The sequence below is a fragment of the Aureimonas sp. Leaf324 genome, assembly GCF_001423245.1.
GTDB lineage: Bacteria > Pseudomonadota > Alphaproteobacteria > Rhizobiales > Rhizobiaceae > Aureimonas.
This window is the reverse complement of the sequence record NZ_LMOH01000011.1, coordinates 1-26,399: the sequence shown is the minus strand read 5'-3', so window position 1 is coordinate 26,399 and position 26,399 is coordinate 1. Positions and strand designations below refer to the sequence as shown.

29 protein-coding genes and 1 pseudogene are annotated in these 26,399 nt (G+C 70.9%); 13 read left to right on the top strand and 17 right to left on the bottom strand.

Going from position 1 to position 26,399, the window contains the following annotated elements; all coding sequences use genetic code 11:
* The first annotated feature begins 202 nt into the window (after positions 1 to 202).
* Positions 203 to 877 carry a spermidine synthase gene (locus tag ASF65_RS07580; RefSeq protein WP_055887464.1) on the top strand — a complete coding sequence of 225 codons (675 nt, stop codon included), beginning with the start codon at positions 203 to 205 and terminating at the stop codon, positions 875 to 877.
* A gap of 95 nt (positions 878 to 972) precedes the next feature.
* On the opposite strand, the gene ASF65_RS07575 is transcribed toward ASF65_RS07580, so the two are convergent.
* From ASF65_RS07575 to ASF65_RS07550, 6 genes are all read right to left on the bottom strand, one after another.
* Positions 973 to 1,422: a hypothetical protein gene (locus ASF65_RS07575; protein WP_055887461.1), complete on the bottom strand. Its 450-nt coding sequence runs from the start codon at positions 1,420 to 1,422 to the stop codon at positions 973 to 975.
* Between the two features lie 218 nt (positions 1,423 to 1,640).
* Positions 1,641 to 2,246 carry a TetR/AcrR family transcriptional regulator gene (locus ASF65_RS07570; protein WP_055887458.1) on the bottom strand — a complete coding sequence of 202 codons (606 nt, stop codon included), beginning with the start codon at positions 2,244 to 2,246 and terminating at the stop codon, positions 1,641 to 1,643.
* A complete protein-coding gene (locus ASF65_RS07565) occupies positions 2,243 to 2,707 on the bottom strand; it encodes a DUF1348 family protein (RefSeq protein ID WP_055887454.1) in 465 nt (154 codons plus the stop codon). The genes ASF65_RS07570 and ASF65_RS07565 overlap by 4 nt, the downstream gene beginning before the upstream one ends.
* 56 nt (positions 2,708 to 2,763) lie before the next feature.
* Positions 2,764 to 3,681 (bottom strand): DMT family transporter, encoded by a 918-nt coding sequence (locus ASF65_RS07560; protein ID WP_055887452.1) that lies wholly within the window; start codon positions 3,679 to 3,681, stop codon positions 2,764 to 2,766.
* 48 nt (positions 3,682 to 3,729) lie between these two features.
* Positions 3,730 to 4,614: an AraC family transcriptional regulator gene (locus tag ASF65_RS07555; protein WP_055887450.1), complete on the bottom strand. Its 885-nt coding sequence runs from the start codon at positions 4,612 to 4,614 to the stop codon at positions 3,730 to 3,732.
* 165 nt (positions 4,615 to 4,779) lie between these two features.
* Positions 4,780 to 5,139 (bottom strand): helix-turn-helix domain-containing protein, encoded by a 360-nt coding sequence (locus tag ASF65_RS07550; RefSeq protein ID WP_055887480.1) that lies wholly within the window; start codon positions 5,137 to 5,139, stop codon positions 4,780 to 4,782.
* An 88-nt stretch (positions 5,140 to 5,227) separates the two neighbouring features.
* Here ASF65_RS07550 and ASF65_RS07545 point away from each other — a divergent pair, with 88 nt between their 5' ends.
* On the top strand, positions 5,228 to 5,977 hold the full coding sequence (locus ASF65_RS07545; protein ID WP_055887447.1) for an SDR family oxidoreductase: 750 nt from the start codon (positions 5,228 to 5,230) through the stop codon (positions 5,975 to 5,977).
* A 77-nt stretch (positions 5,978 to 6,054) separates the two neighbouring features.
* Here ASF65_RS07545 and ASF65_RS07540 read toward each other — a convergent pair whose 3' ends face one another.
* Positions 6,055 to 6,930 carry an SDR family oxidoreductase gene (locus ASF65_RS07540; protein ID WP_055887446.1) on the bottom strand — a complete coding sequence of 292 codons (876 nt, stop codon included), beginning with the start codon at positions 6,928 to 6,930 and terminating at the stop codon, positions 6,055 to 6,057.
* A gap of 200 nt (positions 6,931 to 7,130) precedes the next feature.
* Between ASF65_RS07540 and ASF65_RS07535 the strand changes: the two genes are divergently transcribed.
* The 6 genes from ASF65_RS07535 to ASF65_RS07510 all read left to right on the top strand — a co-directional run bounded on the left by ASF65_RS07535 (position 7,131) and on the right by ASF65_RS07510 (position 13,557).
* On the top strand, positions 7,131 to 8,117 hold the full coding sequence (locus tag ASF65_RS07535) for a sugar phosphate isomerase/epimerase family protein (RefSeq protein WP_055887443.1): 987 nt from the start codon (positions 7,131 to 7,133) through the stop codon (positions 8,115 to 8,117).
* Between the two features lie 65 nt (positions 8,118 to 8,182).
* Positions 8,183 to 9,238, top strand: a complete 1,056-nt coding sequence (locus ASF65_RS07530) for a substrate-binding domain-containing protein (protein WP_055887441.1) — start codon at positions 8,183 to 8,185, stop codon at positions 9,236 to 9,238.
* Between the two features lie 62 nt (positions 9,239 to 9,300).
* Positions 9,301 to 10,836: a sugar ABC transporter ATP-binding protein gene (locus ASF65_RS07525; RefSeq protein ID WP_055887438.1), complete on the top strand. Its 1,536-nt coding sequence runs from the start codon at positions 9,301 to 9,303 to the stop codon at positions 10,834 to 10,836.
* A 5-nt stretch (positions 10,837 to 10,841) separates the two neighbouring features.
* A complete protein-coding gene (locus tag ASF65_RS07520) occupies positions 10,842 to 11,816 on the top strand; it encodes an ABC transporter permease (protein WP_055887435.1) in 975 nt (324 codons plus the stop codon).
* Positions 11,813 to 12,682 (top strand): MurR/RpiR family transcriptional regulator, encoded by an 870-nt coding sequence (locus tag ASF65_RS07515; RefSeq protein WP_055887432.1) that lies wholly within the window; start codon positions 11,813 to 11,815, stop codon positions 12,680 to 12,682. The genes ASF65_RS07520 and ASF65_RS07515 overlap by 4 nt, the downstream gene beginning before the upstream one ends.
* Complete coding sequence (locus ASF65_RS07510) at positions 12,679 to 13,557, top strand: PfkB family carbohydrate kinase (RefSeq protein WP_055887429.1); 879 nt, start codon at positions 12,679 to 12,681, stop codon at positions 13,555 to 13,557. Before ASF65_RS07515 ends, ASF65_RS07510 begins: the two co-directional genes overlap by 4 nt.
* A gap of 65 nt (positions 13,558 to 13,622) precedes the next feature.
* On the opposite strand, the gene ASF65_RS07505 is transcribed toward ASF65_RS07510, so the two are convergent.
* Positions 13,623 to 15,338 carry an MHYT domain-containing protein gene (locus ASF65_RS07505; protein ID WP_055887427.1) on the bottom strand — a complete coding sequence of 572 codons (1,716 nt, stop codon included), beginning with the start codon at positions 15,336 to 15,338 and terminating at the stop codon, positions 13,623 to 13,625.
* A gap of 235 nt (positions 15,339 to 15,573) precedes the next feature.
* Entirely contained in the window at positions 15,574 to 16,041 is a 468-nt protein-coding gene (locus tag ASF65_RS07500; RefSeq protein ID WP_055887422.1) for an Lrp/AsnC family transcriptional regulator, read from the bottom strand.
* A 111-nt stretch (positions 16,042 to 16,152) separates the two neighbouring features.
* Between ASF65_RS07500 and ASF65_RS07495 the strand changes: the two genes are divergently transcribed.
* On the top strand, positions 16,153 to 17,088 hold the full coding sequence (locus ASF65_RS07495) for a DMT family transporter (RefSeq protein WP_055887419.1): 936 nt from the start codon (positions 16,153 to 16,155) through the stop codon (positions 17,086 to 17,088).
* An 85-nt stretch (positions 17,089 to 17,173) separates the two neighbouring features.
* Here the strand turns inward: ASF65_RS07495 and ASF65_RS07490 are convergent, their stop codons facing one another.
* A complete protein-coding gene (locus tag ASF65_RS07490) occupies positions 17,174 to 17,782 on the bottom strand; it encodes an NAD(P)-dependent oxidoreductase (RefSeq protein WP_055887418.1) in 609 nt (202 codons plus the stop codon).
* Positions 17,783 to 17,915: 133 nt separating this feature from the next.
* Here ASF65_RS07490 and ASF65_RS07485 point away from each other — a divergent pair, with 133 nt between their 5' ends.
* Positions 17,916 to 18,887: a LysR family transcriptional regulator gene (locus tag ASF65_RS07485; protein ID WP_055887415.1), complete on the top strand. Its 972-nt coding sequence runs from the start codon at positions 17,916 to 17,918 to the stop codon at positions 18,885 to 18,887.
* On the opposite strand, the gene ASF65_RS07480 is transcribed toward ASF65_RS07485, so the two are convergent.
* The 6 genes from ASF65_RS07480 to ASF65_RS07455 all read right to left on the bottom strand — a co-directional run bounded on the left by ASF65_RS07480 (position 18,833) and on the right by ASF65_RS07455 (position 23,028).
* Positions 18,833 to 19,603, bottom strand: a complete 771-nt coding sequence (locus tag ASF65_RS07480; protein ID WP_055887412.1) for an IclR family transcriptional regulator — start codon at positions 19,601 to 19,603, stop codon at positions 18,833 to 18,835. The two genes, ASF65_RS07485 and ASF65_RS07480, sit on opposite strands and share 55 nt — an antisense overlap.
* Before the next feature lie 29 nt (positions 19,604 to 19,632).
* Positions 19,633 to 20,016, bottom strand: coding sequence for a RidA family protein (locus tag ASF65_RS07475; protein ID WP_055887409.1), 384 nt, complete (start codon positions 20,014 to 20,016; stop codon positions 19,633 to 19,635).
* 20 nt (positions 20,017 to 20,036) lie between these two features.
* Positions 20,037 to 20,807 carry an amino acid ABC transporter ATP-binding protein gene (locus ASF65_RS07470; RefSeq protein ID WP_055887406.1) on the bottom strand — a complete coding sequence of 257 codons (771 nt, stop codon included), beginning with the start codon at positions 20,805 to 20,807 and terminating at the stop codon, positions 20,037 to 20,039.
* Between the two features lie 11 nt (positions 20,808 to 20,818).
* Complete coding sequence (locus ASF65_RS07465; protein WP_055887402.1) at positions 20,819 to 21,481, bottom strand: amino acid ABC transporter permease; 663 nt, start codon at positions 21,479 to 21,481, stop codon at positions 20,819 to 20,821.
* 6 nt (positions 21,482 to 21,487) lie between these two features.
* The gene (locus ASF65_RS07460) at positions 21,488 to 22,150 is read right to left on the bottom strand and encodes an amino acid ABC transporter permease (protein ID WP_055887399.1); all 663 of its coding nucleotides are present in this window, start codon (positions 22,148 to 22,150) and stop codon (positions 21,488 to 21,490) included.
* Between the two features lie 71 nt (positions 22,151 to 22,221).
* On the bottom strand, positions 22,222 to 23,028 hold the full coding sequence (locus ASF65_RS07455; RefSeq protein WP_244486588.1) for a transporter substrate-binding domain-containing protein: 807 nt from the start codon (positions 23,026 to 23,028) through the stop codon (positions 22,222 to 22,224).
* 142 nt (positions 23,029 to 23,170) lie between these two features.
* Here ASF65_RS07455 and ASF65_RS07450 point away from each other — a divergent pair, with 142 nt between their 5' ends.
* The 3 genes from ASF65_RS07450 to ASF65_RS07440 all read left to right on the top strand — a co-directional run bounded on the left by ASF65_RS07450 (position 23,171) and on the right by ASF65_RS07440 (position 25,953).
* Positions 23,171 to 24,229 (top strand): alanine racemase, encoded by a 1,059-nt coding sequence (locus ASF65_RS07450; RefSeq protein WP_055887393.1) that lies wholly within the window; start codon positions 23,171 to 23,173, stop codon positions 24,227 to 24,229.
* 103 nt (positions 24,230 to 24,332) lie between these two features.
* On the top strand, positions 24,333 to 25,205 hold the full coding sequence (locus tag ASF65_RS07445) for an MBL fold metallo-hydrolase (RefSeq protein WP_055887390.1): 873 nt from the start codon (positions 24,333 to 24,335) through the stop codon (positions 25,203 to 25,205).
* Between the two features lie 151 nt (positions 25,206 to 25,356).
* Positions 25,357 to 25,953, top strand: coding sequence for a tyrosine-protein phosphatase (locus tag ASF65_RS07440; RefSeq protein WP_055887388.1), 597 nt, complete (start codon positions 25,357 to 25,359; stop codon positions 25,951 to 25,953).
* A 127-nt stretch (positions 25,954 to 26,080) separates the two neighbouring features.
* Here the strand turns inward: ASF65_RS07440 and ASF65_RS21655 are convergent.
* A pseudogene (locus tag ASF65_RS21655) lies at positions 26,081 to 26,399 on the bottom strand (methyl-accepting chemotaxis protein); the annotation flags it as partial.

The following is a 26,399-nucleotide window of genomic DNA, read 5'->3' as shown; positions in this document are numbered from 1 at the left end:
GTATTGCCGGGTGCCCAAGCCCCCGCGAGCCCCGGACGGAGAGTGACGGCCCCTGCCGCGCCGTCTGCAAATTTTCTCGCAGGCGCCCCACCGGCGCGTTACGAGGGGGCTCCCGACGTCCCACCGCGAGCCCGAGCATGACCGCGCCCTCTCCCGTTTCCGAAGCCGGTCGCCCTCGCGCCATCGCCGGGAGGAGCGGCCGTTGATCCCCTGGGAAGCGCTCGGCACCGCGTCCATTCCGGGCGGCGGCGAACTGCGGCTGATGCGGCGGGGCACGGAATATTCCATCATGATCGGCGGGACCGAGCTGATGAACAGCCGGCTCAGCGGCTCGGAGGAGGCGCTGGCGACGCTGGCGGCGGAGCGGATCGGGGCGCGCCGAAGCGCCCGCATCCTGATCGGGGGCCTCGGCATGGGCTTCACGCTGCGGGCCGCGCTGGCAAGCCTTGCGCCCGACGCCCGCATCACCGTCGCCGAGCTCGTGCCGGGCGTCGTCGACTGGGCGAAGGGCGCGATGGTCGAGGTTTTCGGCGACACGCTGTCCGATCCCCGCGTCACGGTCGCCGTCGAAGACGTGGTGGAGACGATCGGCCGGGCCCGCGGGACGCTCGACGCGATCCTCCTCGACGTCGACAACGGGCCGGGCGGACTGACGCGCAGCAGCAACGACCGGCTCTATGGTTCGGCGGGCCTTGCCGCCTCCTTGCGGGCGCTCGCGCCGGGCGGGGTGCTCGGCATCTGGTCGCAGGGACCGGACGCCGCCTTCACCGCCCGCCTCGGCCGCGGCGGGTTCCAGGCGGAGGAGCTGCGCGTGAAGGCGGGGCGCGGACGCGGCACGAAGCATGTGCTCTGGTTCGCGACGAAGCCTGGCGGCTAGCCCGACGCGAGATTGGTGATTGGGCCCCGGCGGGGGCGTCTGCGGCGGCTGTGGAGAATGCGCCGACCCGCTCGTCGCATAGTCCGCCCAACGGCTCAGGTACGCCGGGATACGATCCCCTGCGCCAGCGCGAGGACGGCGGCATCCTCGACGAAACCCGTCGGCGTCTGACCGAACCGCCGCATCGCTCGTTTGCGGAGCGACAGGCCGACGAAGGACGCGCCGATGGCCGCCGCGACGGCGAGCCCGGCCCCTTCGGTGCGGCGCCCCGGCTCGGCCAGCACGGCGCCGGCAAAGGCCGCGGTCAGCGTTCGGGCGAGGAGCCCCGCCGGGACGGTCCGGTCGGGCGCGGACGCCATCTTGTCTCCCGCCATCTCGGCCGCGGCCAGCGCCACCGCGCCCGCCGAAACCAGTGGGACCGAGAGAAGCCGGACGCCTGGAACCTCAGTCGGAAGGGCGCCGCGTTGCGCCGCGCCTGCGAGGACAGCCAACGGCGTCATCGCGCGCTGCCCGGCCACCAGACCGATGAGAAGGGATGCGAGCATTGGGGCCTCCGGGATCGATCCATCGTCCCAGCGAAACGCTGTCGCTCGCGGTTTGGGTCCGATGCGCGGGGCGGAACCGATCTGGGACGGCACAGCGTCGCCGGCCCATCGTCACGCCGCGGGGGTCGGCGGCGTCGGACGACGGCCACGGAACGGCACCGTGGAACCTACTCGAAAGGGAGCGCCGGGCACACGCCGACCCGCCCCATGCCCGATCGTCACGCCATGGCCGGTCCGACGCCCGCGCCGTGACACGCGATCGCGCCGGTGAGGATCGACTGCTGACGCTCGACGATACGCAGGAAGGGAGCCTCCTCGCCGAGCGCGCGCGCGAGCACGATCGCCCCCTGGATCGCCGACACCCCCTCCTCCGCCAGCCGCGCGGCCTGCGGCTCGGGGACGCCGCCCGACCGGAGGCAGGCGGCCAGCGCCGCGATCCAGCGCGCGAAATAGCCGCGAATCCGGTCGGCGAACGCGGCGCCCGATGCGTTCAGGCCGATGCACCCGACGAGACAGACCCGCCGGCCGGAACGGAAATAGGCCGTCACGTCGCCGATCATCGAGACGACCGCCGCCGCCGGGTCGACGGCCCCCTCCAGCGGCGCGAAGATCGCCGTCTCGAACCAGGCGTCGATGTCGGCCAGCACCGCCTCCATCATCTCCTCCTTCCCGCCCGGGAAGAAGTTGTAGAGGCTGCCCTTGCCGAGCCCCGTCGCCTTCGACAGGACGGCGAGGCTCGCGCCCTCGAAGCCGTGCTCGCGAAACGCTTCCGCCAGCGCCGGCAGGGCGCTGGCCCGATCGGTGAGGACGCGCTTCGCGCTCAAAGGCCGAGATCGCTCAGCGACGGGTGGTCGTCCGGGCGGCGGCCGAGCGGCCAGCGGAACTTCCGGTCCGCCTCGGCGATCGGCATTTCGTTGATGCTGGCGTGCCGGCTGCGCATCAGTCCGTCGTCGGCAAATTCCCAGTTCTCGTTTCCGTAGGCGCGGAACCAGTGACCGCTGTCGTCGCGATACTCGTAGGCGTAGCGCACCGCGATGCGGTGGCCGGTGAAGGCCCACAGTTCCTTGATCAGCCGGTATTCGAGCTCGCGGTTCCACTTGCGGGTGAGGAAGGCCTCGGCCTCCTCCCGGTTGTGCACGAATTCGACCCGGTTCCGCCAGCGCGTATCGGGCGTGTAGGCGGTGGCGACCTTGGCGGCGTCGCGGGTGTTCCAGCCGTCCTCGGCAAGGCGCACCTTCTCGACTGCGGTGTCGTGGGTGAAGGGGGGAAGCGGGGGACGGGACATCGGAACACCTTCTCTTGCCAAGTTGTACCGAACGGTAAAACATGGCGTCGAGGAGGTCAAGCCGCCGTTTCTTCCCGCCGGTCGGCAAGGAGCCCGGCGAAGGTTCCGGCGACGATCAGCGCCGCACCGAGGAGCGCCCGCGCGGTGACGGGTTCCGACAGGAGGACATGCGCCAGCGCGAAGCCGAACAGGGGTTCCGTCCCCATCAGGAATCCGACGCGCGTCGGGCTGGTGAGGCGCACCGCCGCGTTCTGGACGTAGAAGGCCGCGACCGTGCAGAACAGCGACAGGAACGCGACGCTGCCCCAGAAGCCGGCGCCCGCCCGGACCGCCAGCGCCCCGCCGCCTTGCGTGAGGAGAAGCGTAAGGACCGCGAGGCCGGCGACTGTGGCGGACTGCACCGCCGTCAGCGCGCGGGACGAGAGCGGGCGCGAGGCCATCAGCCGTTGGGTGGAAACCACCATGACGGCCCGCAGGACGGCGGCGAGAAGGATCAGCCCGTCGCCGAACGTCCAGGCCGTCAGCCCTCCGACGAGCAGTCCGACGCCGAGGCAGGCGACCGCAGCCCCCGCGATCACGACCGGCGGCGGCAGGCGGCGCGAGAGGCCGTGGTCGAGGAACGGGGTGAAAAGCGTGCAGAGCGAGATGATCAGCGCCGCGTTGGTCGCGCTGGTGAGGGCGAGACCCGCGATCTCCACCGTGAAGATCGCCGCCAGGATCGCCCCGAGCACGATGCCCCGGAGGATGTCGCCGCGCGGCGCGCAGGCGAGTTCCCGACGCGCGGCCAGCCCCATGACGCAGGCCGAGACGGCGAACCGGTAGACGATCAGGACGAGGACGGGGGCATGGGCCAGCGCGCCCTTGGTGACGGGATAGCTCGCGCCCCAAACGACCGCGACGGCGAGTACCATGGCATCGGCCGCCAGCGTCGACCGCCGCGCGGTCGGCGCCGCGATACCGGGTGAACAGGACATGCGTCGGCCCCTCGTTGCCCGCCGAACCTCCTGTCGGCACGGGCAGGGTTACGGCGCGGCGGCGCGGCGCTCTAGAACGAAAGTGCGGTCGCGGCCGGCCTGCTGATAGGCCGCCGGCGTCAGGCCGACGATCGCCGCGAAGTGGCGACTCATATGGCTCTGGTCGGCAAAGCCCGCCTCGGCCGCGGCGGCGGCGGGCGCCTCGCCCGCGCGCAGGCGGTCCTGCACGAGACGGACTTTCAGGCCGATATGGTAGGCGTGCGGGGGCAGGCCCGTGTGGCGCCGGAAGAGATCGATCGTCTGCCTGCGGCGGAGGCCGGCCAGCGAGGCGAGCGTGTCGAGGCCGACATCGTCGCCGACATGGGCATGGAGGTAGTCGACGAGCCTGCGGGCGCGGGCGTCGGGCGCCGAGCCCGGCGGCTCGTCGCCCGTCCCACCAGCGAGGAGCGACACGACATCGGCGAAGGCAACCCAGGCGGCGTCGCGCGAGAGCGCCAGCCGCGAGGCGTGGACCCGGTCGTGGATGCGCTCGAGGCGCGCGGCGAGCCCGGCGTCGCGGCGGTTGCAGCGGTCGAAATCGGGAAGCGGGGCGGTGGATGCGTCCCGGCGATCGCCGAGAATCTCCGCCATCGTGCGCTCGTCGACATAGAACATCCGCTGCACCCAACCGGCCTCGACGGCGGCGTTGCCATGGTGGACGTCGCCGGGGCGCATGGTCATGAGGGTTCCCGGCAGGACGGAATGCCGCTCGCCGCGGCACCAGACCGAATGCGCGCCCCCGGTGATGACGCCGACGAGATATTCGGCATGCGCGTGCGGCTTGAACGACTGGCGCACGTAGTGGGCCGCCAGTGTCTCGAGCCCGCGATGCCCCAGCGGCCGGCGGAGCGAGACCCTGTCCGATCGGTGGGCCGGGCCCGGCGTATCGTCCATGGCGGCTGCGCGGCCTCCCTGCGATGGTCCTGCGCCCATACCGCCTGCCGCGAGTGAGCGCAAACGCGTCGAGCAAGCGCGAAGGGTCAGGGACTGGCCGCATCGTCCGCGAAACTTCGTCGGGATCGCGGCCCCTCCCCGCGCCGCGTGGCAGGACCGACGCCCTCAATCCTGCGCAGCCGCCTCCCGCACGCCCGGCACGCGCGCGGCGACCTCGGCGCGGTTCCGGTTGCCCCAATGGCAGAGCGGCATCAGCGCCTCGACGAGCGTCCGCCCGAACGGGGTGATCGTGTAGTCGACGCGCGGCGGCACCTCGCGATAGTCGTGCCGCACGAGGACGCCCGCCTCCTGCAGGTCGCGCAGCTGCTGGATCAGGACCTTCTCGCTGATCCCCGCCACCAGACGCCTGAGGTCCCCGAACCGCCGGGGACCGTCCTGAAGATGATAGAGGATCAAGGGCTTCCACTTGCCACCGACCACCGCGAGAGCGACGTCGAGACCGCAGTCCGGGACGATCGGTTCCACCTTGCCCACCCGCTTACCTTTATGTCCGTACTCAACAAAAGGTCTTTGCCCGTCCATATCGCGTCTCGTCAACCATAGGAGAACGACCATGGGCAGGCTCGACGGCAAGGTGGCGGTCATCACGGGCGCCAACAGCGGCATCGGACTGGCGAGCGCCAGGCGGTTCGCCGAGGAGGGCGCGCGCGTCTTCATGACGGGGCGGCGGCAGGCGGAGCTCGACGAGGCGGTCGCGGCCGTCGGGCACGGCGCGCGCGGCATCCAGGGCGACATCGCCGACATGGGCGACCTCGATCGCCTCTTCGACACGGTGCGCGAGGAAGCGGGCCGGATCGACGTTCTCTTCGCCAATGCCGGCGGCGGCGAGTTCGCGGCGTTCGGCGAGGTCAGCGAGGCGCATTTCGACCGGACCTTCGCCACCAACGTGAAGGGGACCTTCTTCACGGTCCAGAAGGCGCTGCCGCTCCTCGTCGACGGCGCCTCGGTGATCCTGACGGGCTCGACCGCCGCGACGACGGGCATCCCGGCCTTCAGCGTCTACGGCGCCACCAAGGCCGCGATCCGGAGCTTTACCCGCGGATGGATCGTCGACCTCGCGCCGCGGCGCATTCGGGTGAACGTCCTCGTTCCCGGATCGACCTCGACGCCGGGTTGGCACGGTCTCGCGCCGGACGAGGCGGCGAAGAAGGCGTTCACGGCCGCCTCCGAAGCCGCCACCCCGCTCGGCCGGATGGGCCGGCCCGAGGAGATCGCCAACGCCGCGCTGTTCCTCGCGTCCGACGAGAGCAGCTTCGTCACGGGAAGCGAACTCTTCGCCGATGGCGGCGCGGCGCAGATCTGACGGCCGGACCGCCGCGCCCGCCGCGGCGGTCCTTGAGCGTGGGCCGGGTGCGGGTCGCCGCGCCCGGCCTCGGTGCGTCAGTACATCGGCATGCCGCCGGTGATCGGGATCACGGCGCCGGACATGTAGCTGCCCTCGCGCGAGGCGAGGAGGACGTAGGCGGCGGCGAGTTCGCCGGGCTGGCCGGCGCGGCCGAGCGGCGTATCCTGGCCGAGCGTTTCCAGCGTCTCGGCGTCCTTGGCGATCGGCTGGATCGGCGTCCAGACGGGCCCTGGCGCGACGGCGTTCACGCGGATGCCCTTGGGCGCCAGAAGGTTGGACAGGCCGATCGTCAGGCTGGAGATCGCGCCCTTCGTCGCGGAATAGACGATCATGTTCTTCGTCGCGACCTTGGCCTGGACGCTCGTCGTGTTGACGATCGCTGAACCCGGCTTCATGTGGGGCGCCGCCGCCTTGGCGAGGCGGATCATCGCAAAGACGTTGGCGGCGAACGCCGCCTGCATCTCGTCGTCGTCGATGTCGGCGAGATCCTCGTTGATCGTCTGGGCCGCCGCGTTGTTGACGAGGATGTCGAGGGCGCCGAGTTCGGCCACCGTCCGCTCGACCAGCGACTGGCACCATTCGCGGTCGCGCACGTCGCCCGGCAGACGCAGGCACCGCCGCCCCGCCTTCTCGACGAAGGCGCGCGTCTCCTCGGCGTCGGCCTGTTCCTCGGCAAGATAGGAGATCGCGACGTCGGCGCCCTCGCGCGCATAGGCGATCGCCACCGCCTTGCCGATGCCCGAATCCCCGCCGGTGATCAGCGCCACCCGGCCCTCGAGAAGCCCCTTGCCGACATAGCTGTCCTCGCCGTGGTCGGGCTTGGTGCGCATCCGGGTCTCGAGGCCGGGGCTCGGTTGCGGCGTCTCGCCGGGGAAGCTCGTTGGCTGGCTGGTGCGCGGATCATCGGTCATGCGGAAGGCTTTCTGTTCGCCAATGGGTGCCGGCAGAACGGCCGAGGCGCCCGATCGATCCGCCTGCCTTAGCAACCTGCTCCCAGATCGCCAGGCTCGACGCTCCATGCTGGACGAAGGTCGCTCAGCGGTTCGCGATCGCCTAGAACTTGACGACTTCACGATAAATCGTAAAGTGACGGCAGTTCAGCGGAGCACTCATGACCCTCTCCCGATTCGCCACGCGCCTCAACTCCTTCGGCTCCGCGCCGCATCTCTACTGGCCCGACCTCCAGGGCAAGCCGAGCTTCATGCAGATGGCCGAGCGCGCCGCGACCGCGAAGGGCCTGACCGACGTCGACCTGAACTTTCCCGACCACGTGAAGGACGACCCGGCCACCGTCGGCCGCCGCATCAAGGACCTCGGCCTGTCGGTCAACGGGCTGGCCATGCGCTACTACACCAACCCGGCCTTCAAGCTCGGCGCCTTCACGAACCCCGACAAAGCCGTAAGACGCGAGGCGATCGACATGACCAAGCGCGGCGTCGATGCCGCGCGCGCCATGGGCGCCGACCTGATGACGCTCTGGCTCGGACAGGACGGCTTCGACTACAACTTCCAGCTTGACTATGCCGAGGCCTGGGACCTCGAGATCGCCGGCATCCGCGAGATCGCCGAGCACGATCCGGCCTGCCAGATCTCGATCGAGTACAAGCCCGACGAGCCGCGCGCCCACGCGCTCCTGCGCGACTGCGCGACGACGCTGCTGGCGATCGGCGAGATCGGGGCGCCGAACCTCGGCGTGACGCTCGATTTCGCCCATGCGCTCTATGCCGGCGAGCAGCCCGCCTATGCCGCCGCCCTCATCCACCGCCGCTCGAAGCTCCTCGGCGTCCACCTCAACGACGGCTACGCCAAGCGCGACGACGGGCTGATGGTCGGTGCGGTGCACCTGCGCTCGACGCTGGAGCTCCTGCGCCAGATCCGCCGCGACGGCTACCGCGGCGCCCTCTACTTCGACACCTTCCCCGATGCATCCGGCCTCGATCCGGTGGCCGAGTGCGAGACCAACATCGAGACCGTGCAGCGGCTTCTCGGCGTCGCCGACCGTCTCGACGCCGACAACCGCCTCGGCGAGGCCCAGAGCCGTCAGGACGGCGTCGCCAGCCAGAGCATCGTCAACGCCGCGATGATCGCAGCGGCCTGACCGCCAGACCGCGCGCCGGGCCGCGAGGCCAGCCCGGCATTTGACCAACGGGAGGAACCAACCCCATGACGATCCGACTGAAGGCCCTCGTGGCCGGCTGCGCCCTGTCGCTCCTCGGCGCCAGCGCCTTCGCCCAGACGCTCGCGCCCCTCAACTCCGACACCGAGACCGACCGCATCGAGTGGTCGCAGCTCGACGCCAAGTTCGGCGCGGTTCCGGCCGCCCCCGCCGGCACCCGCATCGGCGGCGTGTCGAAGACGCTGACGAACGAATACTGGCGTTCTCTCGGCGAGGGCTACGAGGCCTATGCCAAGAAGGCCGGCGTCGAGGTCGTCTACCAGGCGGCGCAGTCGGAGGGCGATCAGCTCGGCCAGCTCTCGATCGCCGAGAACCTCATCAGCCAGGGCTTCGCCGCGCTCCTCCTCTCGCCGCAGACCGACAACAACCTCCAGCCCGCATTGGAAAGCGCCGAGGCGCAAGGGATTCCCGTCGTCAACGTCAACGACGCCGTGATCCCGAGCGTGAAGCACTATGTCGGCAACGTGCAGCGCGACAACGGCGTGCGCGTCGCCAAGTGGTTCCTCCAGAACCGGCCCGAGGGCGGCAAGGTCGCCGTGATCGAGGGCCAGGCGGGCGTCTTCGCCGCCGGCCAGCGCACCAAGGGCTTCTCCGAGACCGTGGTCGAGGGCGGCAAGTTCCAGGTCGTCGCGAGCGTTCCGGGCAACTGGGACCGCCAGGTCGCCTACGACGCGGCCGCCACGATCCTCCAGCAGAACCCCGACCTCGTCGGCTTCTACGCCAACAACGACGGCATGGCGCTCGGCGTCGTCGAGGCCGTCAAGGCGGCGGCCCTCCAGGACAAGGTCGTGGTCTTCGGCACCGACGGCATCTCGGACGCCTATGCGTCGATCCGCGCGGGCGAACTGACCGGCACGGTCGACTCCTTCCCGGTCCTCACCGGCGAGGTCGCGATGGAGACGGCCCTGCGCCTCGTCGGCAAGCAGGCGCTGCCGCGCGTCGTCTCGACGCCCCAGGCGCTGATCACCAAGGACAACGTCGAGGCCTATGCCGTGAAGGGCGACGCCCTGCGCGCGGTCCTCCTGAAAGAAGCCGCCAAGTGATCGTCCGGCCGGGGCCGCGTCCGCGGTCCCGGCCGACCGCGACGTCTCCGGGAGGGAGCGCCATGACCACCTCGTCCGCCCCACGCCTCAGCCTCGACGGCATCGGCAAGACCTTCGGGACGCTGCGCGCCCTCGACGGCGTGTCGATGGACGTCGCGTGCGGATCGGTCCATGGCCTCCTCGGCGAGAACGGGGCGGGCAAGTCGACGCTCCTGCGCATCCTGTCGGGGGTGATGGAGCCGACCGGCGGCACCGTCTCGGTCGACGGCGTGCGCGTCGCCGGCCACGGGCCGCTCGGCGCCCGGCGCGCCGGCATCGCGATGATCCACCAGGAGCTCCAGCACGTTCCCGAGCTGACGGTCGCGCAGAACATGTTCCTCGGCCGCCCGCTTCGCATGGCCGGCGGCCTTCTCGTCGACCGACGGGCGCAGGAGCGCGCGGCCCGCGCGGCGCTCGCCCCGCTCGACGCCTCGATCGATCCCGCCGCCCGCATCAACACCCTCAAGGTCGCACAGCGCCAGATCGTCGAGATCGCGCGCGCCCTGATGGAGGATGCGCGGATCATCGCCATGGACGAGCCGACGTCCAGCCTGACGCCGGCCGAGTTCGACCGGCTCGCCGTCCTGATCCGCGATCTCGCCGCGCGCGGCGTCTCGATCATCTATGTCAGCCACAAGATGGACGAGGTGTTCCGCGTCTGCGACCGGGCGACGATCCTGCGCGACGGGCGCAAGGTCGCCGACGTCGCCATGGCCGAGACCACCGAGGCCGAGGTCGTCTCGCGCATGGTCGGGCGCGAGCTCGCGCAGGCCGAGCACAAGGGCTTCGCGACCGACGCGGTGGCGCTCGAGGTCGAGAACCTCTCGCGCGGGCTGGCGGTGCGCGGCGCGAGCTTCCAGCTGCGGCGCGGCGAGGTTCTCGGCATTTCCGGACTGGTCGGCGCGGGCCGCACCGAACTCCTGCGGCTCGTCGCGGGCGTCGACCGCCCCGACGGCGGCACGATCCGCGTCGACGGCAGGCCGCTCGCGCTCGGCAATCCGCGCAAGGCCATCCGCGCCGGGCTCGGGCTCCTGCCCGAGGAGCGCAAGCGCGACGGCATCGTCGCCCGCCGCTCGATCCGCTCCAACATCGCCCTGTCGTCGATGAAGCGCTTCTCGCGCGCCGGCTTCGTGCGCCGCCGGGCGCTCGCGGCCGAGAGCCTCAAGCTGATGCGCGACATGAATTTGCGCCCGCTCGACGTCGAGCGCCCGATCGGCCAGTTCTCCGGCGGCAACCAGCAGAAGGCCATCATCGGCCGCTGGATCGCGGCGGGCGCGCGCATCCTCCTGTTCGACGAGCCGACGCGCGGCATCGACGTCGGCGCCAAGGCCGAGATCTACGCGCTGATCGAGCGGCTGGCCGCCGAAGGGCGCTCGATGATCGTGGTGTCGTCCGAGCTGCCCGAGATCCTGCGCGTCTCCGACCGCGTCCTCGTCATGCGCGAGGGCGCCGTCGCCGGCATCCTGGAGCGGGACGCGATCAGCGAGGAGGCGATCGTCGCCCTCGCCGTGCCGCAGTCCGCCAGCGCCCCCTCCCATTCCTCCCGATCGGGACACTGAGGCCCATGACCTCCACCGACAGCCTTTCCGCAACGCCGAAGCGCGGCCTGAAGCTCGGTTTCGGCCTGCGCGACGCCGGCACGCTCATCGGCCTCTTGGTGATCGCCGGCGTCTTCGCCGCGCTCAGCCCGAACTTCCTCACCGAGCGCAACCTCCTCAACATCCTCCAACAGTCGTCGATCAACGCCTGCGTCGCGCTCGGCATGACGCTCGTCATCATCTCGGGCGGCATCGACCTGTCGGTCGGCCCGACCGCGGCGATCGCCGCCGTGGCGGCAGCCGCCATGATGGTCGGCGGCGCGCCGATCGTCCTCGCCATCCCCGCCGCGATCCTCTTCGGCATGGCGGCCGGCGCGGTGAACGGGGCGCTCGTCGCCTATGGCGGCCTGCAGCCCTTCATCGTGACGCTCGGCACCCTGTCGCTCTACCGCGCCTCGGCCCTCATCTACACCGGCGGCAATCCGATCTTCGGCATTCCCCCTGAGTTCCGCGCCCTCTTCAACGGCGACATCCTCGGCGTGCCGACGCCGGTCGTCCTCGTCGCCGTGCTGGCGCTCGGGATCTGGGTGGTCCTCAACAAGACGCCGCTCGGCGAATACTTCTTGGCCGTCGGCGGCAACGAGGAGGCCTCGCACATCGCGGGCGTGCCGGTCGCCATGACCAAGATCGCGGCCTACGTGATCTCCGGGGGTCTCGCCTCGATCGCAGGCCTGATCCTCGTCGGGCGGCTCGGCGCCGCCGACCCGACGCTCGGCAATCTCTGGGAGCTCGACGCGATCGCGGCGGCCGCGATCGGCGGCGCCTCGCTGATGGGCGGCAAGGGCTCGGTGGTCGGCACGATCCTCGGCGCCATCATCCTCGGGTCGCTCCGCAACGGGCTGACGCTCCTCAACGTCCAGGCGTTCTACCAACTCCTGGCCACCGGCCTTATCATCCTCGTCGCGATGCTGATCGATCGCGCGACCAGGGGACGGGGATGAATATGAGTATCCGTGATCCGAGGACCATCGGCCCTCGGATCCGCATGATGATGCCGCAGCTGACGCCGCTCGAGGCGCGCGTCGTCGAGATGATCCTCGGGCGGCGCGATTTCGACGAGACGACGGCGCTGCGCACCGTGGCGGAGGATGCCGGCGTGTCCGACGCCATGCTCGTCAAGATCGCCAAGAAGCTCGGCTTCTCCGGCTTCAAGGAGTTCCGGGCCGGCATCGCGGACTACAACCGCCTGCCGACCGCCGACCTCCATCAGGAGCTCTCGCCCGACGACACCGGCGCCCAGATCGCCCAGAAGGTGTTCCGCACCTCGATCCACGCGCTCGAGGAGACGCTCTCGATCCTCGACCCGGACGCCTTCGAGCGCGCCGCCGACCTCATCTTCGCGGCGCGCCAGCGCGATCTCTACGGCATCGGCGGCTCGGCCCAGATCGCGCGCGACGTCGCGCACAAGTTCCTGCGCATCGGCGTGCGCACCAGCGTCTTCGACGACGCGCACATGATGCTGATGTCGGCCGCCCTCCTGTCGGAAGGCGACGTCGCCATCGCCTTCTCCCATTCCGGCCAGACCACCGCCGTCCTCGAGCCCTTGGAGCTCGCCCGCCGACGCGGCGCGCGCACGATCGCGCTCACCAACTACGCGACCTCGCCGATCGCCGAGATCGCCGACGTCGTCCTGTGCTCGACCGCGCAGGGCTCGCCGCTGCTCGGCGAGAACGCGGCCGCGCGCGTCGCCCAGCTCATCATTCTCGATGCCGTCTTCGCAGCCGTCGCCCAGCGCGACCTCAAGGCGGCCGAACGCAATCTGGCCGCCACGATGGGGGCCGTCAAAACCAAGCGACGCAATTCATGAGCACTCCCGAAAAGCCCGTGGTCGTCGTGGTCGGCAGCCTGCACTACGACATCATGGTCGATGCGCCGGACCGGCCGCGCAAGGGCGAGACGGTGACGGGGCACGCCTGGGCGCCGAAGTTCGGCGGCAAGGGCGGCAACCAGGCGGCGAGCGCCGCGCGTGCGGGCGCCGAGGTGCGCATGGCGGGCGCCGTGGGCGACGATGCGTTCGGCCCCTTCCTCCTCGACGCGCTCCAGGCATCCGGCGTCGATGCGACGCGCGTCGTGCGGCTCGCCGGCACGGGGTCGGGCATGAGCGTCGCGATCTCGGACCGGGAGGGCGACTACGGCGCGGTGATCGTGTCGGGCGCCAACCTCGCGATCGACTTGGGCGCGCTCTCGGACCCCGGCCTGTGGTCGGGCGCCGGGGCGCTGATCCTCCAGAACGAGGTGCCGGACGCGGTCAATGTCGCGGCGGCGCAAGCGGCGCGCGACGCCGGCGCGACGGTCTGCCTGAATGCCGCCCCGTACCGGCCGCTGCCGGCAGAACTGGCCGCGCTGGTCGACGTCCTGATCGTCAACGCGATCGAGGCCGAGGAACTGTCGGGGATCGCGGTTGCGGATCTGGCCTCCGCCGCGACGGCCGCCGAAGCGCTCGCCGCCCGCTTCCCCTGCGTCGTCGTCACGGCGGGCGGCGACGGCGTGGCCGGCCGACGCTCCGACGAGGCGCCGGTGACGCTCCCGGCCCTGCCGGTGCGTCTCGTCAGCACGCACGGGGCGGGCGACGCCTTCGTGGGCGCGCTGGTCGCCTCGCTGGCCTCCGGCGACGCGTTTGCCCACAGCCTCGCACGGGCGAACGAGACGGCGGCGCGGCACGTCTCCGCGCCGAAATCGTAAGGCTGTAACAAATCCCTTCGCGCCGTCCTGCCATCACAGGACGACGGCCGCCCTCGCGAGGGTGTTTACTGCGCCGCGTCCGGGACCGCCGCCCCGCCGCCCCCCGTGGCCGGACCGGCATGGTCCGACAGGGGCAGCACGAAGCGCCAGACGAGGCCCTCGGGCCCGACGACGAGGGTCGCCTCGCCCTCGAGTTCCCCCTCGATGCTGCGGCGGATGATCTGGAAGCCGAAGCCGCCGGACATGGCGACCGCGGCGTCCGCGACCGGCGTCTCGCGCCATTCGAGGACAAGGCCGGGCGCCCGCGCCGAGGCTGCCAAGCCCCAGCACACGTCGACGGTTCCGCCGTCCGTCCCGAGCGCACCGTGCCGGACGGCGTTGCTCACGAGCTCGTGCATCGCCATGCCGATCGCCAGAGCCTGACGCACGCTCAAAGTCACGTCCTCGCCGCTGAGCGCCACCCGGTCCGGCGCGATGCGCGAGAGCTCGCGCTCCAGGATCTCGCGAAGCCCCGCATGCTCCCAGCCGTGCTGCGTCAGGACGTTGTGGGCCGAGGAGAGGGCGAGGAGGCGCCCCTCGAAACTGCGGTGGAAGCCCTCCACCGAGGCGGCGCTGCGCGCCGTCTGCCGGGACAGCGACTGCACGGTCGCCAGTGTGTTCTTCACCCGGTGGTTCAATTCGTCCACCAGGAGCCGCTGGCGGCGCTCGCTGGAGACGATCCGGTCCATCGCCTGGCGCCGGTCGGTGACGTCGATCACGACGCCGACCATGCGGGTCGGCCGGTGCCGGCCGTCGCCGACGACCCGCCCCCGCGCGTTCAGCCACCGGTCGCCGCGCACCAGCGTATATTCCACGTCGTAGTCCGCGCCCGTGTCGATCGCCTCGTGCAGGCGCGCGACGACCTCGCTCCGGCTGCCCGGCGAGATCTCGTCGAGGAGGTCGGCATAGACCGGCGCCCCGTCCGCGGCGCTGCCGAGGATCGCCTTGCCGCGCGGCGACAGGTGGAGGCGTCCGTTCGCCAGATCCAGTTCCCAGTAGCCGACGCCGCCGGCATCGAGCGCCGCCAGGATGTTCACGCGCTGGTCGTGGAGCGAGGCCATCAGGGCGAGGAAGAGGATCAGGACCGTCGTCCCGGCCACCCCGAAGGCCAGCGGATAGGGCGGCGGTCCCGGCATGCCGATGGCGGCGCCCGGAACCGGCGTCAGGTGGAGCGCGGCCATCGCCGTGTAGTGCATGCCGACGATGGCGAGCCCGAGGATGCCGGCGGCGGCCGCGCGCGACCAGCCCCGCTGCTCGCTGCGGGCGACGAAGAGCGCGGCCATCGAGGACGAGACGGCGACCGCGAGCGAGAGGAGGACGAGCAGCGGATCGTAGCCGAGCACCGCGGCCGTCCGGAGGGCTGCCATCCCGACATAGTGCATGGCGCAGATGCCCGTCCCCATCAGGACGGCGGCCCCGACGACATGGCGCCGGTCGGAGCGCTCGGACGCGGCGACCTTGAAGGCGGTGCCCGTCGCGCCGATCGCGAGCGCCAGCGACACGAGGGTGAGGATCGGATCGTAGCTGACCGCGGAGCCCGGATCGAAGCCGAGCATCGCGACGAAATGCATCGACCAGATGCTGAGGCCCATCGCGAGCGCGGCGGCCACCAGCCAGCCCGCCCGCGCCCGGCCGAAATTTCCCGACACGCGGTCGAAGAGGTCGAGGGCCGTCCACGAGCCCAGCACCGCGATCACGATCGACAGGATGGCAAAGAGCGGGCTGTGGTGGGCGTGGACCATGCGCGACGACTTCTTCGGCTCCGGCCCCCGCCGCCGGGGGCCCATGGTTCGGTGTCAGGGGTTTCGCCGTTCCACCCCCTTCGCGGGCGGGACGGACGACGCAGCGATATAGGGCATCTCCGGGTCGAGGGTTAGAAGGGCGATCGGCGGCGAAAGCAACCGTCTCGTGCGGATCTCCCCACGCCCCCGCAAGCCTGGCGCGGTCCGTGCCTCCGGCGACCCGCTCGCGCGAGCGTCAAAGCGGTAGGCTCGACGTCACCTTGACCCGGTCGAGCACCACGATGGTGCGATAGGAGCGGACCATCTCGTTGTCGGCGAAGAGCCAGGCGGTCCGCGTCTCGTAGTCCTCCATCGAAGGCACGAGAAGGACGAGGATGAAGCCCGCCGTCCCGGTGACGCAATAGCACTGCTGCACCTCGGGCGCGTCGCGGAAGAACCGCTTCACCGCCGAGACCGTGGCGGAGCGGTCGTTGGTCAGCGTCACCTCGACGAGGACCGTGATCGGGAGCCCGACGGCCACGGGATCGACGATCGCGACGGTCCGGCGGATGACCCCGTCCCGCTCCATGCGCGCGATCCGGCGCTGCACCGCGGGGGCGGACAGGTGGACCGCCTCGGCGATCTCGCGCTGCGGGCGCGCGGCATCGACCTGCAGGAGGCGAAGGATCGCGCGATCCTGCTCGTCGAGCGCGTGAGCGGCCATTGCGTCGTTTCCCCGTTTGGCGAGCGAACCATGCACCCTTGATAGCTCGAACGAGCCATTTGCCCATCCCGACCGAGCTAGACTTGCGTCGAACCGATTTGGACGAACGTCATGGATCTTCGCAAGCCGATCGATGCCACCGCCGCCGCTTCGATGGTGGCCCTGTGCGCCCTTTGGGGAACCCAGCAGGTCGCCATCAAGCTCGCCGCGCCCGACATGGCGCCGGTCCTGCAGATCGGCCTGCGATCGGGACTGGCGTCCGGCCTGGTGCTCCTCGTCGTCTTCTTCCGGCGGGAGCAGCGGTTCCTCGTCGGCGAGGCCTGGCGGCCCGGCCTTCTGGCGGGCGCTCTGTTCGGGCTGGAATTCGTGCTGTTCGCGCAAGGGCTCCTCTTCACCTCCGCCTCGCACATGTCGATCTTCCTCTACACGGCGCCGGTCTTTGCCGCGCTCGGCCTCCATCTCGCCCTTCCGGAAGAGCGTCTTGCGCCCCTGCAGTGGATCGGGATCGCCGTCGCCTTCGGCGGGATCGTCCTGACCTTCGCGGGGCGCGGCGGGGGGCCGGGCGGCGACGCCGCCTGGATCGGCGACCTCCTCGGGATCGCGGCCGGCGCGTTCTGGGGGGCGACGACGATCGTGGTCCGAACGTCCCGCCTGTCGCGGGCCCCGGCCGCCGTCACCCTGTGGTATCAGCTCGCGGTCGCCTGCGTGATCGCACTCGGCTCGGCGCTGTGGTTCGGCGAAACGCGCGTGAGCGCGTCGGCGACACTTCTCGCGAGCCTCGCCTACCAGACGGTGATCCTCTCGACGGTCAGCTATCTCGCGTGGTTTTCGCTCCTTCGCGTCTATCTCGCTTCACGCCTCGGGGTCCTGTCGCTCCTGACGCCGGTCTTCGGCATCGGCTTCGGCATCCTCATCCTCGGCGACCGGCTGACCCCGGAATTCCTGGCGGGCGCCGCCCTCATCCTCTTCGGCATCGTGCTCGTCAGCGGGCGCGACCTCGTGGCGCGGCGCGCCAGGCGCCGGCCGGTCGCGGCGCGATCGCGCTGACGCATCGCCCCGCCCGGCCGTCGCCGCCAGCGCCATCGGGCGGGCCGGCCGGTCCTTCGGCCGCGGACCGACCCGACGCCTCGCCTCAATAGCCCACGGTGAAGCGCCGGCGGGAATGGCGCGGCGTCTCGATCTCGTCGGCCAGCGCGATCGCATAGTCCTCGAACGAAATGCTGCTGCCCGATGGGCCGGTCAGAAGCTCGTCCCCGCCGAGGCGGAAGACGCCCGTGCGCTCGCCCGGCACGAAGGCCGCCGACGGGGACAGGAAGGTCCAGTCGAGGTCGTGTTCCCGGCGCAGCCGGTCGAGGAAGTCGCTGCCCTTCTGCGCCTCCTCCCGATATTCGGCCGGGAACTGCGGCGTATCGATCAGCCGGACGCCCGGCGCGACCTCAAGGCTTCCCGCGCCGCCGACGACGAGATAACGCGGCACGCCCGACGCCTTGACCGCCGCGATCAGCTGGTCCGGGTCGGTGGCGGTGAAGTGGACCGAGCTGACGACGGCGTCGTGCCCCTTCAGGGCGGACACCAGCGCATCCGTGTCGGCGAGATCGAGGGCGAGCGGCGTCACGCCCGGCAGGCTCGCGATCCTCGCCGCGTTGCGCGCGATGGCGGTGACCGCGTGGCCGCGCGCGGCGAGTTCGGCGGCGATGCGCGATCCGGCATGTCCGGAGGCGCCGATCAGGGCGATCTTCATGGGGCTGTCCTTTCCCTCGTGCCTGCGACCCGTGCGGCCCGGCTTCGACGACGAGGGCAAGATGGCAGCCCGCGGAGCGAGGCGGAAGACAGACGATCTTTACAGATCGTATGGCATCGGCAGACAATCGAGGATGCTCGAACCCCGCATCCTCAGCCGCCTCGTCTATTTCGCCGCCGTGGTCGAGACGCGATCCTTCACCCGCGCGGCCGAGCGGCTGGGCATCACCAAGGCCGTGGTCAGCCAGCAGGTCGCCCGCCTCGAGGAGGATCTCGGCACCGCCCTCGTCCTGCGCACCACGCGCCGCGTCGAGCCGACCGAGGCGGGGCGGCGGCTCCATGCGCGCGCCGCCCGGATCCTGCGAGAGGCGGGGGACGCGGTGGCGGAGGCGGGCGAGACCGCCGCCGCGCCGCAAGGCACGCTCCGCATCCTCGCGCCCGCCGACTACGGGGCGCTCGTGGTGGTTCCGGTGGTCGCCGACTTCCTGCGACGCTTTCCCGACTGCCGGGCGGACCTGCGCCTTTCGGACCGCATCGCCGACGTCCTGGCGGGGGAGGTCGACCTGTCGATCCGGGTCGGACGGCTCGCCGACACCAGCCTTCATGCCCGGCGGCTCGCCACGTTCGAGGAGGTCCTCGTCGCCGCCCCCGGCCTCCTCGCCCGCCGCGGCCTGCCCGCCTCGCCGGTCGATCTCGGTCGCCTGCCGCTCGTCGTGAACACCGCCCTCCCCCATCCCGCCGAATGGCGCTTCGAGGGACCCGCGGGCGCGACGACGATGCACGAGGCATCTGCGCATCTGTCGATCGATACGGCGCGCGGGGTGCAGGATGCGATCCTGGCGGGTGCGGGCGCCGGCATCCTGCCCGACTTCATGGCAGAGGCGGACCTCGAAAGCGGACGGCTGGTGCGGCTTCTGCCGGACTGGCGCCTGCCGGGCGGCGGCATCCATGCCGTCTTCGCCGCGTCCCGGCTCCGGCCGGCGCGCGTGTCCGCCTTCGTCGAGATGCTGGCGTCCTCGCTGCGGCGTGCTGTGGCGCGGCGTACGCCCCGTCAGGCGAAGGAGGGTTCGAGCGAGACGGCCGCAGCGCCGAGCTTGGCGAGATAGTCGGCATGGTTGCGCAGGGCGTCGGCCTTGGGCGCGACGAGGCAAAGCGTCGCGGCCGCGGTGCCGTCCGGCCGGCGGATCGGCACGGCGAAGCAGTGGGTGTAGCTGTCGACGATGGAATCGAAGGTGAAATAGCCGTCCGCGACCGCCTTGTGGGCCTGCCGCGCGAACTCCTCCGGCGCGAGCCAGTCGCCCGAGGGGAGCTGGAAATCCGCCGCCGGCACGAAGGCGCGGATCTCGTCCTCGCCGAGATGGCCGAGGAGCAGGCGGCCGGATGCCGTCCAGGGAATGGGCGTGCGCTCGCCGACGCTCGACGAGATGCGGAAGGGCCGCGAGCCCTCGCGCATCATGGCGACCGTGTACTTGTTGCCGTCGAGGAGGCAGAACTGGGCGGTCTCCTGCGTCTCGGCCGCGAGGCGGTCGAGCACCATGGCGACGCGGCTCGGCATGTCGGAGTGATGGCCGTAGGCCTGCCCGTAGAGGAACAGGCGCCGGCCGAGGAAGACGCGGCCCTCGGCATCGGCGGCTTCGAGGACATCGAGCCTCACCAGCGCCGCGACGATCTCGTAGATCGTCGACCGCGGCGCGCCCATCGCGGCCGCGATCTCGTTGGGGCGAAGCGGACGGCCCGCCTCGCGCAGGGCGTCGAGGATGTCGAAGGCGCGGTCGAGCCCGCGCGCCCGGCGGTTGACGGTCTCCTCCACGCGCGTGTCCATGTCGTCTCCGATGCTCGGGCCCTCGCGGCTTATTTCCGCTTGAAGGCGACGCAGTCAATCTCGACCTTGCAGTCGACCATCATGGACGACTGCACGCAGGCCCTGGCCGGCGGGGTCGCGCCGAAATATTCGGCATAGACGCCGTTGAAGCTCCAGAAGTCGCGCGGGTCGTCGAGCCAGACGCCGACGCGCACCACGTCCTCCAGCCCGTAGCCCGCCTCGGTGAGGATGGCGATGACGTTCTCCATCGTCTTCTTCGTCTGCTGGACGATGCCGCCCGGCACGATCTCGCCGTTCTCCATCGCCACCTGGCCGGACACGTAGAGCCAGCCGTCGGCTTCCACCGCGCGGGCGAAGGGCAGCGGCTTGCCGCCGGCGCCGGTCTCGCCGGCACCATAGCGCTTGAGGGTCATGCTTTGCGTGTCCTGTTCTGTCAGTTGAAGCGGGAAGACTGGAGGAAGGCGGCGAGGCGCTCGGTCTTGGGGGCCGCGAACATCTCGCGCGGGTCCCCCTCCTCGCCGATGCGGCCGCCGTTCATGAAGATGACGCGGCTCGACACCTCGTAGGCGAAGCGCATCTCGTGGGTGACGAGGAGCATGGTCATCCCGTCCTCGGCGAGCGAGCGCACGACGGCAAGCACTTCGGCGACGAGCTCGGGATCGAGCGCCGAGGTCACCTCGTCGAACAGCATCAGGCGCGGGCTCATGGCGATGGCGCGCGCGATCGCCACGCGCTGCTGCTGGCCGCCCGAAAGCTTTGCCGGATACTGGTCCTTGCGCGCGAGCAGGCCGACGCGGTCGAGCCAGGTCTCGCCGAGCGCGCGCGCCTCGTCCCGCCCCATCCGGCGCACCAGCGTCAGGCCGAGCGTGACGTTCTCGAGCGCGGTCATGTGCGGGAAGAGGTTGAACTGCTGGAAGGCCATGCCGGTCAGCGCGCGCTGGCGGGCGATCTCCCGCTCGCTCTTGCGCCGACGCTGGCCGCCCTCGGTGGAGAAGCCGATCTCCTCGCCGTCGATGCGGATCGAGCCGCCCTCGAACTCCTCCAGCATGTTGACGCAGCGCAGCATCGTCGTCTTGCCGGAACCCGACGAGCCGATGATCGAGATCACCTCGCCCGAGCGCACGTCGCAGTCGACCCCTTTCAGGACCTCGAGCGGACCGTAGCACTTGCGAAGGTCCCGGATTTCCAGAAGGTTCGCGGTCATCGGGGCGCCTTTCACGCGACGCTCACGCGGCGCTCGACATATCGGCCGAGACGCTCGATGGCGAAATTGACGAGGAAGTAGAGAAGGCCGGCGAGGAGATAGAACTCGAGGCTGTGGAAGGCGCGGCTGATGACCTCCTGCGTGCGCAGGAGAAGCTCGGCGACGCCGATCACCGAGAGGAGCGTCGAGGCCTTCACCATCTCGGCCGCCGTGTTGATCAGCGGCGGCAGGGCGAGGCGCAGCGCCTGGGGACCCAGCACATAACGGAAGGTTTGGCCGAAGGTGAGGCCGATCGCCTTGGCGGCCTCGGTCTGGCCCTTGTGAATGGTCTCGAGGGCGCCGCGGGTGATCTCGCCGACATGCGAGGCGCAGAACAGCGTCAGCGCGAGGACGCCGGCCTGGAAGGCGGACAGGTCGAGCCCGACCGTGCCGAGGATGTAGAAGCTCGCCAGCACCAGGACGAGGACGGGCGTGCCGCGGATGACGTCGGTATAGATGCGCGCGAGGAGGCGCACGGCGCGGTTGCCGTAGGTCAGCGCGAGGCCGAGGAGGGTTCCGATGACGGTGCCGCCGAGGATGGCGAGCGCCGAGATGGCGACCGTGGTGCCGAGGCCGTAGAGGAGCGGCCAGCGCGCCAGCCAGACGATCTCGAGGAAGGTGGGAGGAGCGGTCACGGGGGCTTACCTCGACACGGCGAGCCGCGCCTCGACGCGGCGCAGGAGGGCGGCGAGGATCGAGCAGGTCGCGATGTAGAGGCCGCTCGCCACGATCCACGTCTCGATGACGCGGAAGGTCTCGACGTTGATCTTGCGCGCCTCGAAGGTGAGTTCGGGTACGGCGATCGCGGCGGCGAGCGAGGTGTCCTTGAAGAGGCCGATGAAGGTCGAGCCCAGCGCCGGCAGGACGGCGCGCAGCATCACCGGCAGGACGATGCGGCGGCGGATCTGCGCTTCCGTCAGGCCGATGGCGAGGCCCGCCTCGCGCAGGCTCTTCGGCACGCCGAGGAGGCCGCCGCGAAACACCTCGGCGAGGTAGGCCGCCGAATAGAGCGCGAGCGCGAGGACGAACGAGCTCTGCTTCGACAGGCGCAGCCCGAGCTGGGGCAGCGCGAAGAACGAGAACAGGACGATCACGAGAAGCGGCAAGTTGCGAAACAGCGTCACGTAGGCGCCCGCCGGCAGCCGCAGCGCGGGCCGCCGGCTGACCCGGCCGAAGGCGAGTACCAGCCCGAGGGCGCAGCCGATGCCGATCGCGACGACCGCGAGGACGAGGCTGAGGCCGAGCCCCCACAGGAGATCGTCGAAGCTTCGCCAGACGGCGTCGAAGTTGAGGGTGTATCCCATCGGGATCGCTCGCATCGCAGGGGTAAGGAGGCGGCCCGGGCGGCGGGGCCCGGACCGCCCGACGGGCCGCCTTACTTGAACTCGACCGGGAAGCCGATCGCCGGGGGCGGCAGATCCTTGCCGAACCACGTCTTGAAGGAGGCGGCATAGGTGTCGAACTCGACGCCGGTCATCGCCTCGTGCAGCGCGGTGTTGACGAAGTTCAGCCAGTCCTGGTCGCCCTTGGCGACGGCGCAGGCGTAGGTCTGCGGGCTCCAGCCGTAGCCGGCGTCCTTGTACTGGCCGGGGTTCTGCGTGACGTACCAGGCGATCGAGGACTGGTCGGTGGCCGCGGCATCCGCGCGTCCGGACTGGAGCGCCTGATAGAGAAGGTCCTGCGCCTCGTACTGGTCGACGGTCGCCTCCGGCAGCGCCTTGTGGACGAGCTCCTCGGCATAGACGTTCTGGAGCACCGCGATGGTGACCGACGAGCCGGCCGCCTTCAGCGCGTCGTAGTCGGCATACTGGCCGCCCTCCTTCAGCATCAGGCCGACGCCCTCGCGGTAGTAGGGGATGGTGAAGTTGACCTGCTGGGCGCGCTCGCCGGTCACGGTCATGAACTGGCAGGTCATGTCGACCTTGCCCGTGGTGATGTTGGGAATGCGGGCGTCCGACGACTGGTTGACGAACTCGACCTTCTCCGCGTCGCCGAAGAGCGCCTTGGCGACGATCTTGGCCATGTCGACGTCGAAGCCCTGCAGCGTGTCGGACGCGTCCTTGAAATGCCAGGGCGCGTTGGTCGAGCCGGTGCCGACCACGAGCTTGCCGCGCGCCAGTACGTCGTCGAGCTTGGCGGCCTCCGCTCCCACGGTCAGACCGGCGACGGACGCGGTCGCCATGAGCCCCAGCACTACAGCCTTCACAACCATTGCCATTCTCTCCATCGCCGATGTCCGTTGTAATGAACATTTGACCGCAACAGCGGATTGTCTTATGAGTGGACATGCCTTGATATTTGTCAACAGGCTTGCGGGAGGGATCGTGACAGGCGAACCGGAGACACCGGCGGTGGTGATCGATCTCGACACCGCACTGCGAAACATCGCCTGGGCGCAGGCGCATCTCGCGGCGCAGGGGCTGGCCGTCCGCCCCCACATCAAGACCCACAAGCTCGCTCGGCTGGCGCGCGCGCAGCTCGACGCCGGCGCGGTCGGCATCACCTGCCAGAAGATCGGCGAGGTCGAGGCCCTCCTCGACGCCGATCCCGCGATCCCCGACGTCCTCCTCACCTACCCGGTCCTCGGCCCGGCCAAGCTCGAGCGGCTGCGGGCGCTGGCGCGGCGCGTGCGCCTGTCGACCGTCGCCGACAGCGACGCGGTGGTGGACGGCCTCGCCGCCGCCTTTGCCGACGAACCGCAGCCGCTCGCCGTTTTTGTCGAGTGCGACACCGGCGGGCGGCGCTGCGGCGTCCAGACGCCGGCCGACGCGGCACGCCTGGCGCAGCGCATCGCGAAAGCGCCCGGCCTCGCCTTCGGTGGCCTGATGACCTATCCCCTCGCCGGCGGCCGCGATGCCGCCGCCGCATTTCTGGCCGAGGCCAAGGCCGCGATCGAGGCGGACGGTCTGCGGGTGCCGGTGGTCACGTCCGGCGGCACGCCCGACCTTTGGCAGGTCGAGAACGACGGCGTCGTCACCGAGTACCGGCCGGGAACCTATGTCTACAACGACCGCTCGCTGGTCGCGCGCGGGGCAGCCGAGCTTGCCGACTGCGCGCTGCGCGTCGTCGCGACCGTCGTCTCGAAGCCGACGCCGGAGCGCGCGATCATCGACGCCGGATCGAAGGTGCTCACCTCGGACCTTCTGGGTCTCGCCGGCTACGGAATGGTGGTCGGGCTTCCGGGTGTCGCGATCGACCAGCTTTCGGAGGAGCACGGCCGCCTCTCAAGCGCCGAGCCCATTCCGCTCGCGGTCGGCGACCGGGTCGAGATCGTCCCGAACCATGCCTGCGTCGTCACCAACATGGTCGACGCGGTCCATGTCCGCCTGCCGGACGGCACGCTCGAGCTCTGGCCCGTCACCGCCCGCGGCCGGGTGACCTGACGCCTCCGGCGAGCGCGTCCCGCGCTGCCGCCGTTGCCTTCCGCCCGCCATCCGGCGCATCGTGCCGCGTGGGCCGGGTGGCGGCCTTCGAAAAGGACGGCCCATGAGCGGCGACATCGAACTGGCGAGCTATCCCGGCCTCGACGCGCGCATCCGGGTGCTGCGGCTCGGCACGGTCGTCGATGCGGTCTTCGTGCGGACCGAGCGCTTCGACGTCCTCGTCGACACGCTCGACACGCCCGAAACCTGCCGCGCCGCCCTCGATCTCGTGGGCGCCGGCGGCGATCGGCCGCTCATCGTCGTCAACTCCCACATGGACTGGGACCATTTCTGGGGCAACGCCGCGGTGGCCGATCGCTCCGTGATCGTCGCCCATGCCGGGGCGAGCGAGCGCTTCCGCAACGGCAGCGTGCACGAGGTGTTGGCGCGCAAGGCGTCCACCGATCCCCGCTTCGCGACCGTCGAGCTTTGCGCGCCGACCGTCACCTTCCTCGATCGTCTCAGCCTCGAGGGGGGCGACCTCACGCTCGAACTCCTCCACACGCCGGGCCACGCCCCCGATCATGTGGCGGTATGGATCCCGCAACTGCGGACGTGCCTTGCGGTCGACGCCGTCGAGCGCCCGATCCCGAAGGTCTGGAGCGACGACCCGGCCGACCTCCGCGCGCTCGTCGGCTCGCTCCGGCTGATCGAAAGCCTCGGCGCGCGGCATGTCGTTCTCGCGCATGGCCAGACCGACGCGCCGTCGACCGTCGGTCGCAACCTTCGATACTTCGAAACCCTCTCGGAGCGGGTCGGGCGGCTCGATCGGCGGCTCACGGTCGAGGAGAACGGCGAACTCCCGGCCGGCCTGACGCTCGCCGACACGGTCGAGAACCTGCCGAACCTCTCCGCGGACGCACGGCGGTTCTACGAGCGGTTCCACCGGGCGAACCTCCGGGCGACCGTGAGGGCCATCGGCGAGGGCGCGGCCTGAGGTCGATCCGCGGCGCGTGTCTTGCCTGTCAGGTCCGGCGCCACGCCAGAGACCGGCCGGACCCCGGCATTGCCGAACCGTATAGCGGTGGACAAGCGCCGGTAGACTTCCGCTGGCAAGGTGGCCTCGTTGCCCGCTGCGGAACCCGCCGATGCCGAGCCCGAAGGCGCTCGCCAAGATCTTCGCCCTCGCCATGCTCGTGGCCGCCGCTCCGCCCGCCACCTACGCTGCGTTCCTCTATGCGACCGACAACGTCCACGAGGTCGTGCCTGGCACGCTCTACCGCTCCGGCCAGCTCGACGCCGGGGAACTGAAGCATCTCGTTGCCGCCAGAGGAATCCGGACCGTCCTCAACCTGCGTGGCGCCCATCCCGGCGCCCCTTGGTACGACCGGGAACGGACCGCCGTCCGCGATCTCGGCGTCGGCTACGTCTCGATCGGGATTTCGGCGGGCAAGGTTCCCGCGATGGCGACGATGGTGGAGATCGCCGACGCGCTGCGCGATGCGCCCGCTCCGATCCTCGTGCACTGCGAGGGCGGCGCCGACCGCTCCGGCCTCGCCTCGGCGATCTACGAACTGGCGGTGGCGGGCGAGCGCGCCGACGAGGCGGCCGAGCAGCTCGCGCCGCGCTTCCTGCACTTTCCCTGGCTCGGATCGCGCACCGCGGCGATGGACCGCGCCTTCGCGCTCTTTGCTGCGAACTGGACGCCCAATTCGGATCGACCCGTGCGAAACGCCGCGAACTGACGGAGGCAGCCGCTCCGTCCGGGAGCGGCACGGTCGTCGTCACGGCAGGCGCCCCGGGCGGACCACACCGCACGCGGCCTGAATTGGGAATGTGAGGAGGTGCGCCGGAGGAACCCGGCGCCCGACCTCAGAACTCTTCCCACCCCTCCTCGACGGCCGCGGCCTTCGGTGCCGCGCCGCCATGGCCCGCCGTGCGCATCTGTGCCACCGGACGGGACGGGGCCGGATGAACAGGACGCGCCGGGGCCGCCGCCGTGCGGCGCGGTGCTGCGGTGTGGACGACGTGGGCGGCAGAGCGCACGGGCGCTGCGGTTGAAGGCGCCACACTGCGCCCCGCCCCCGTCGCGAAGCCCGACACCAGACCCGCCAGCCCCTCCGTCTCGCCCGACAGCGCCTGCGCCGCCGCCGTCGTTTCCTCGACCATCGCAGCGTTCTGCTGCGTGACC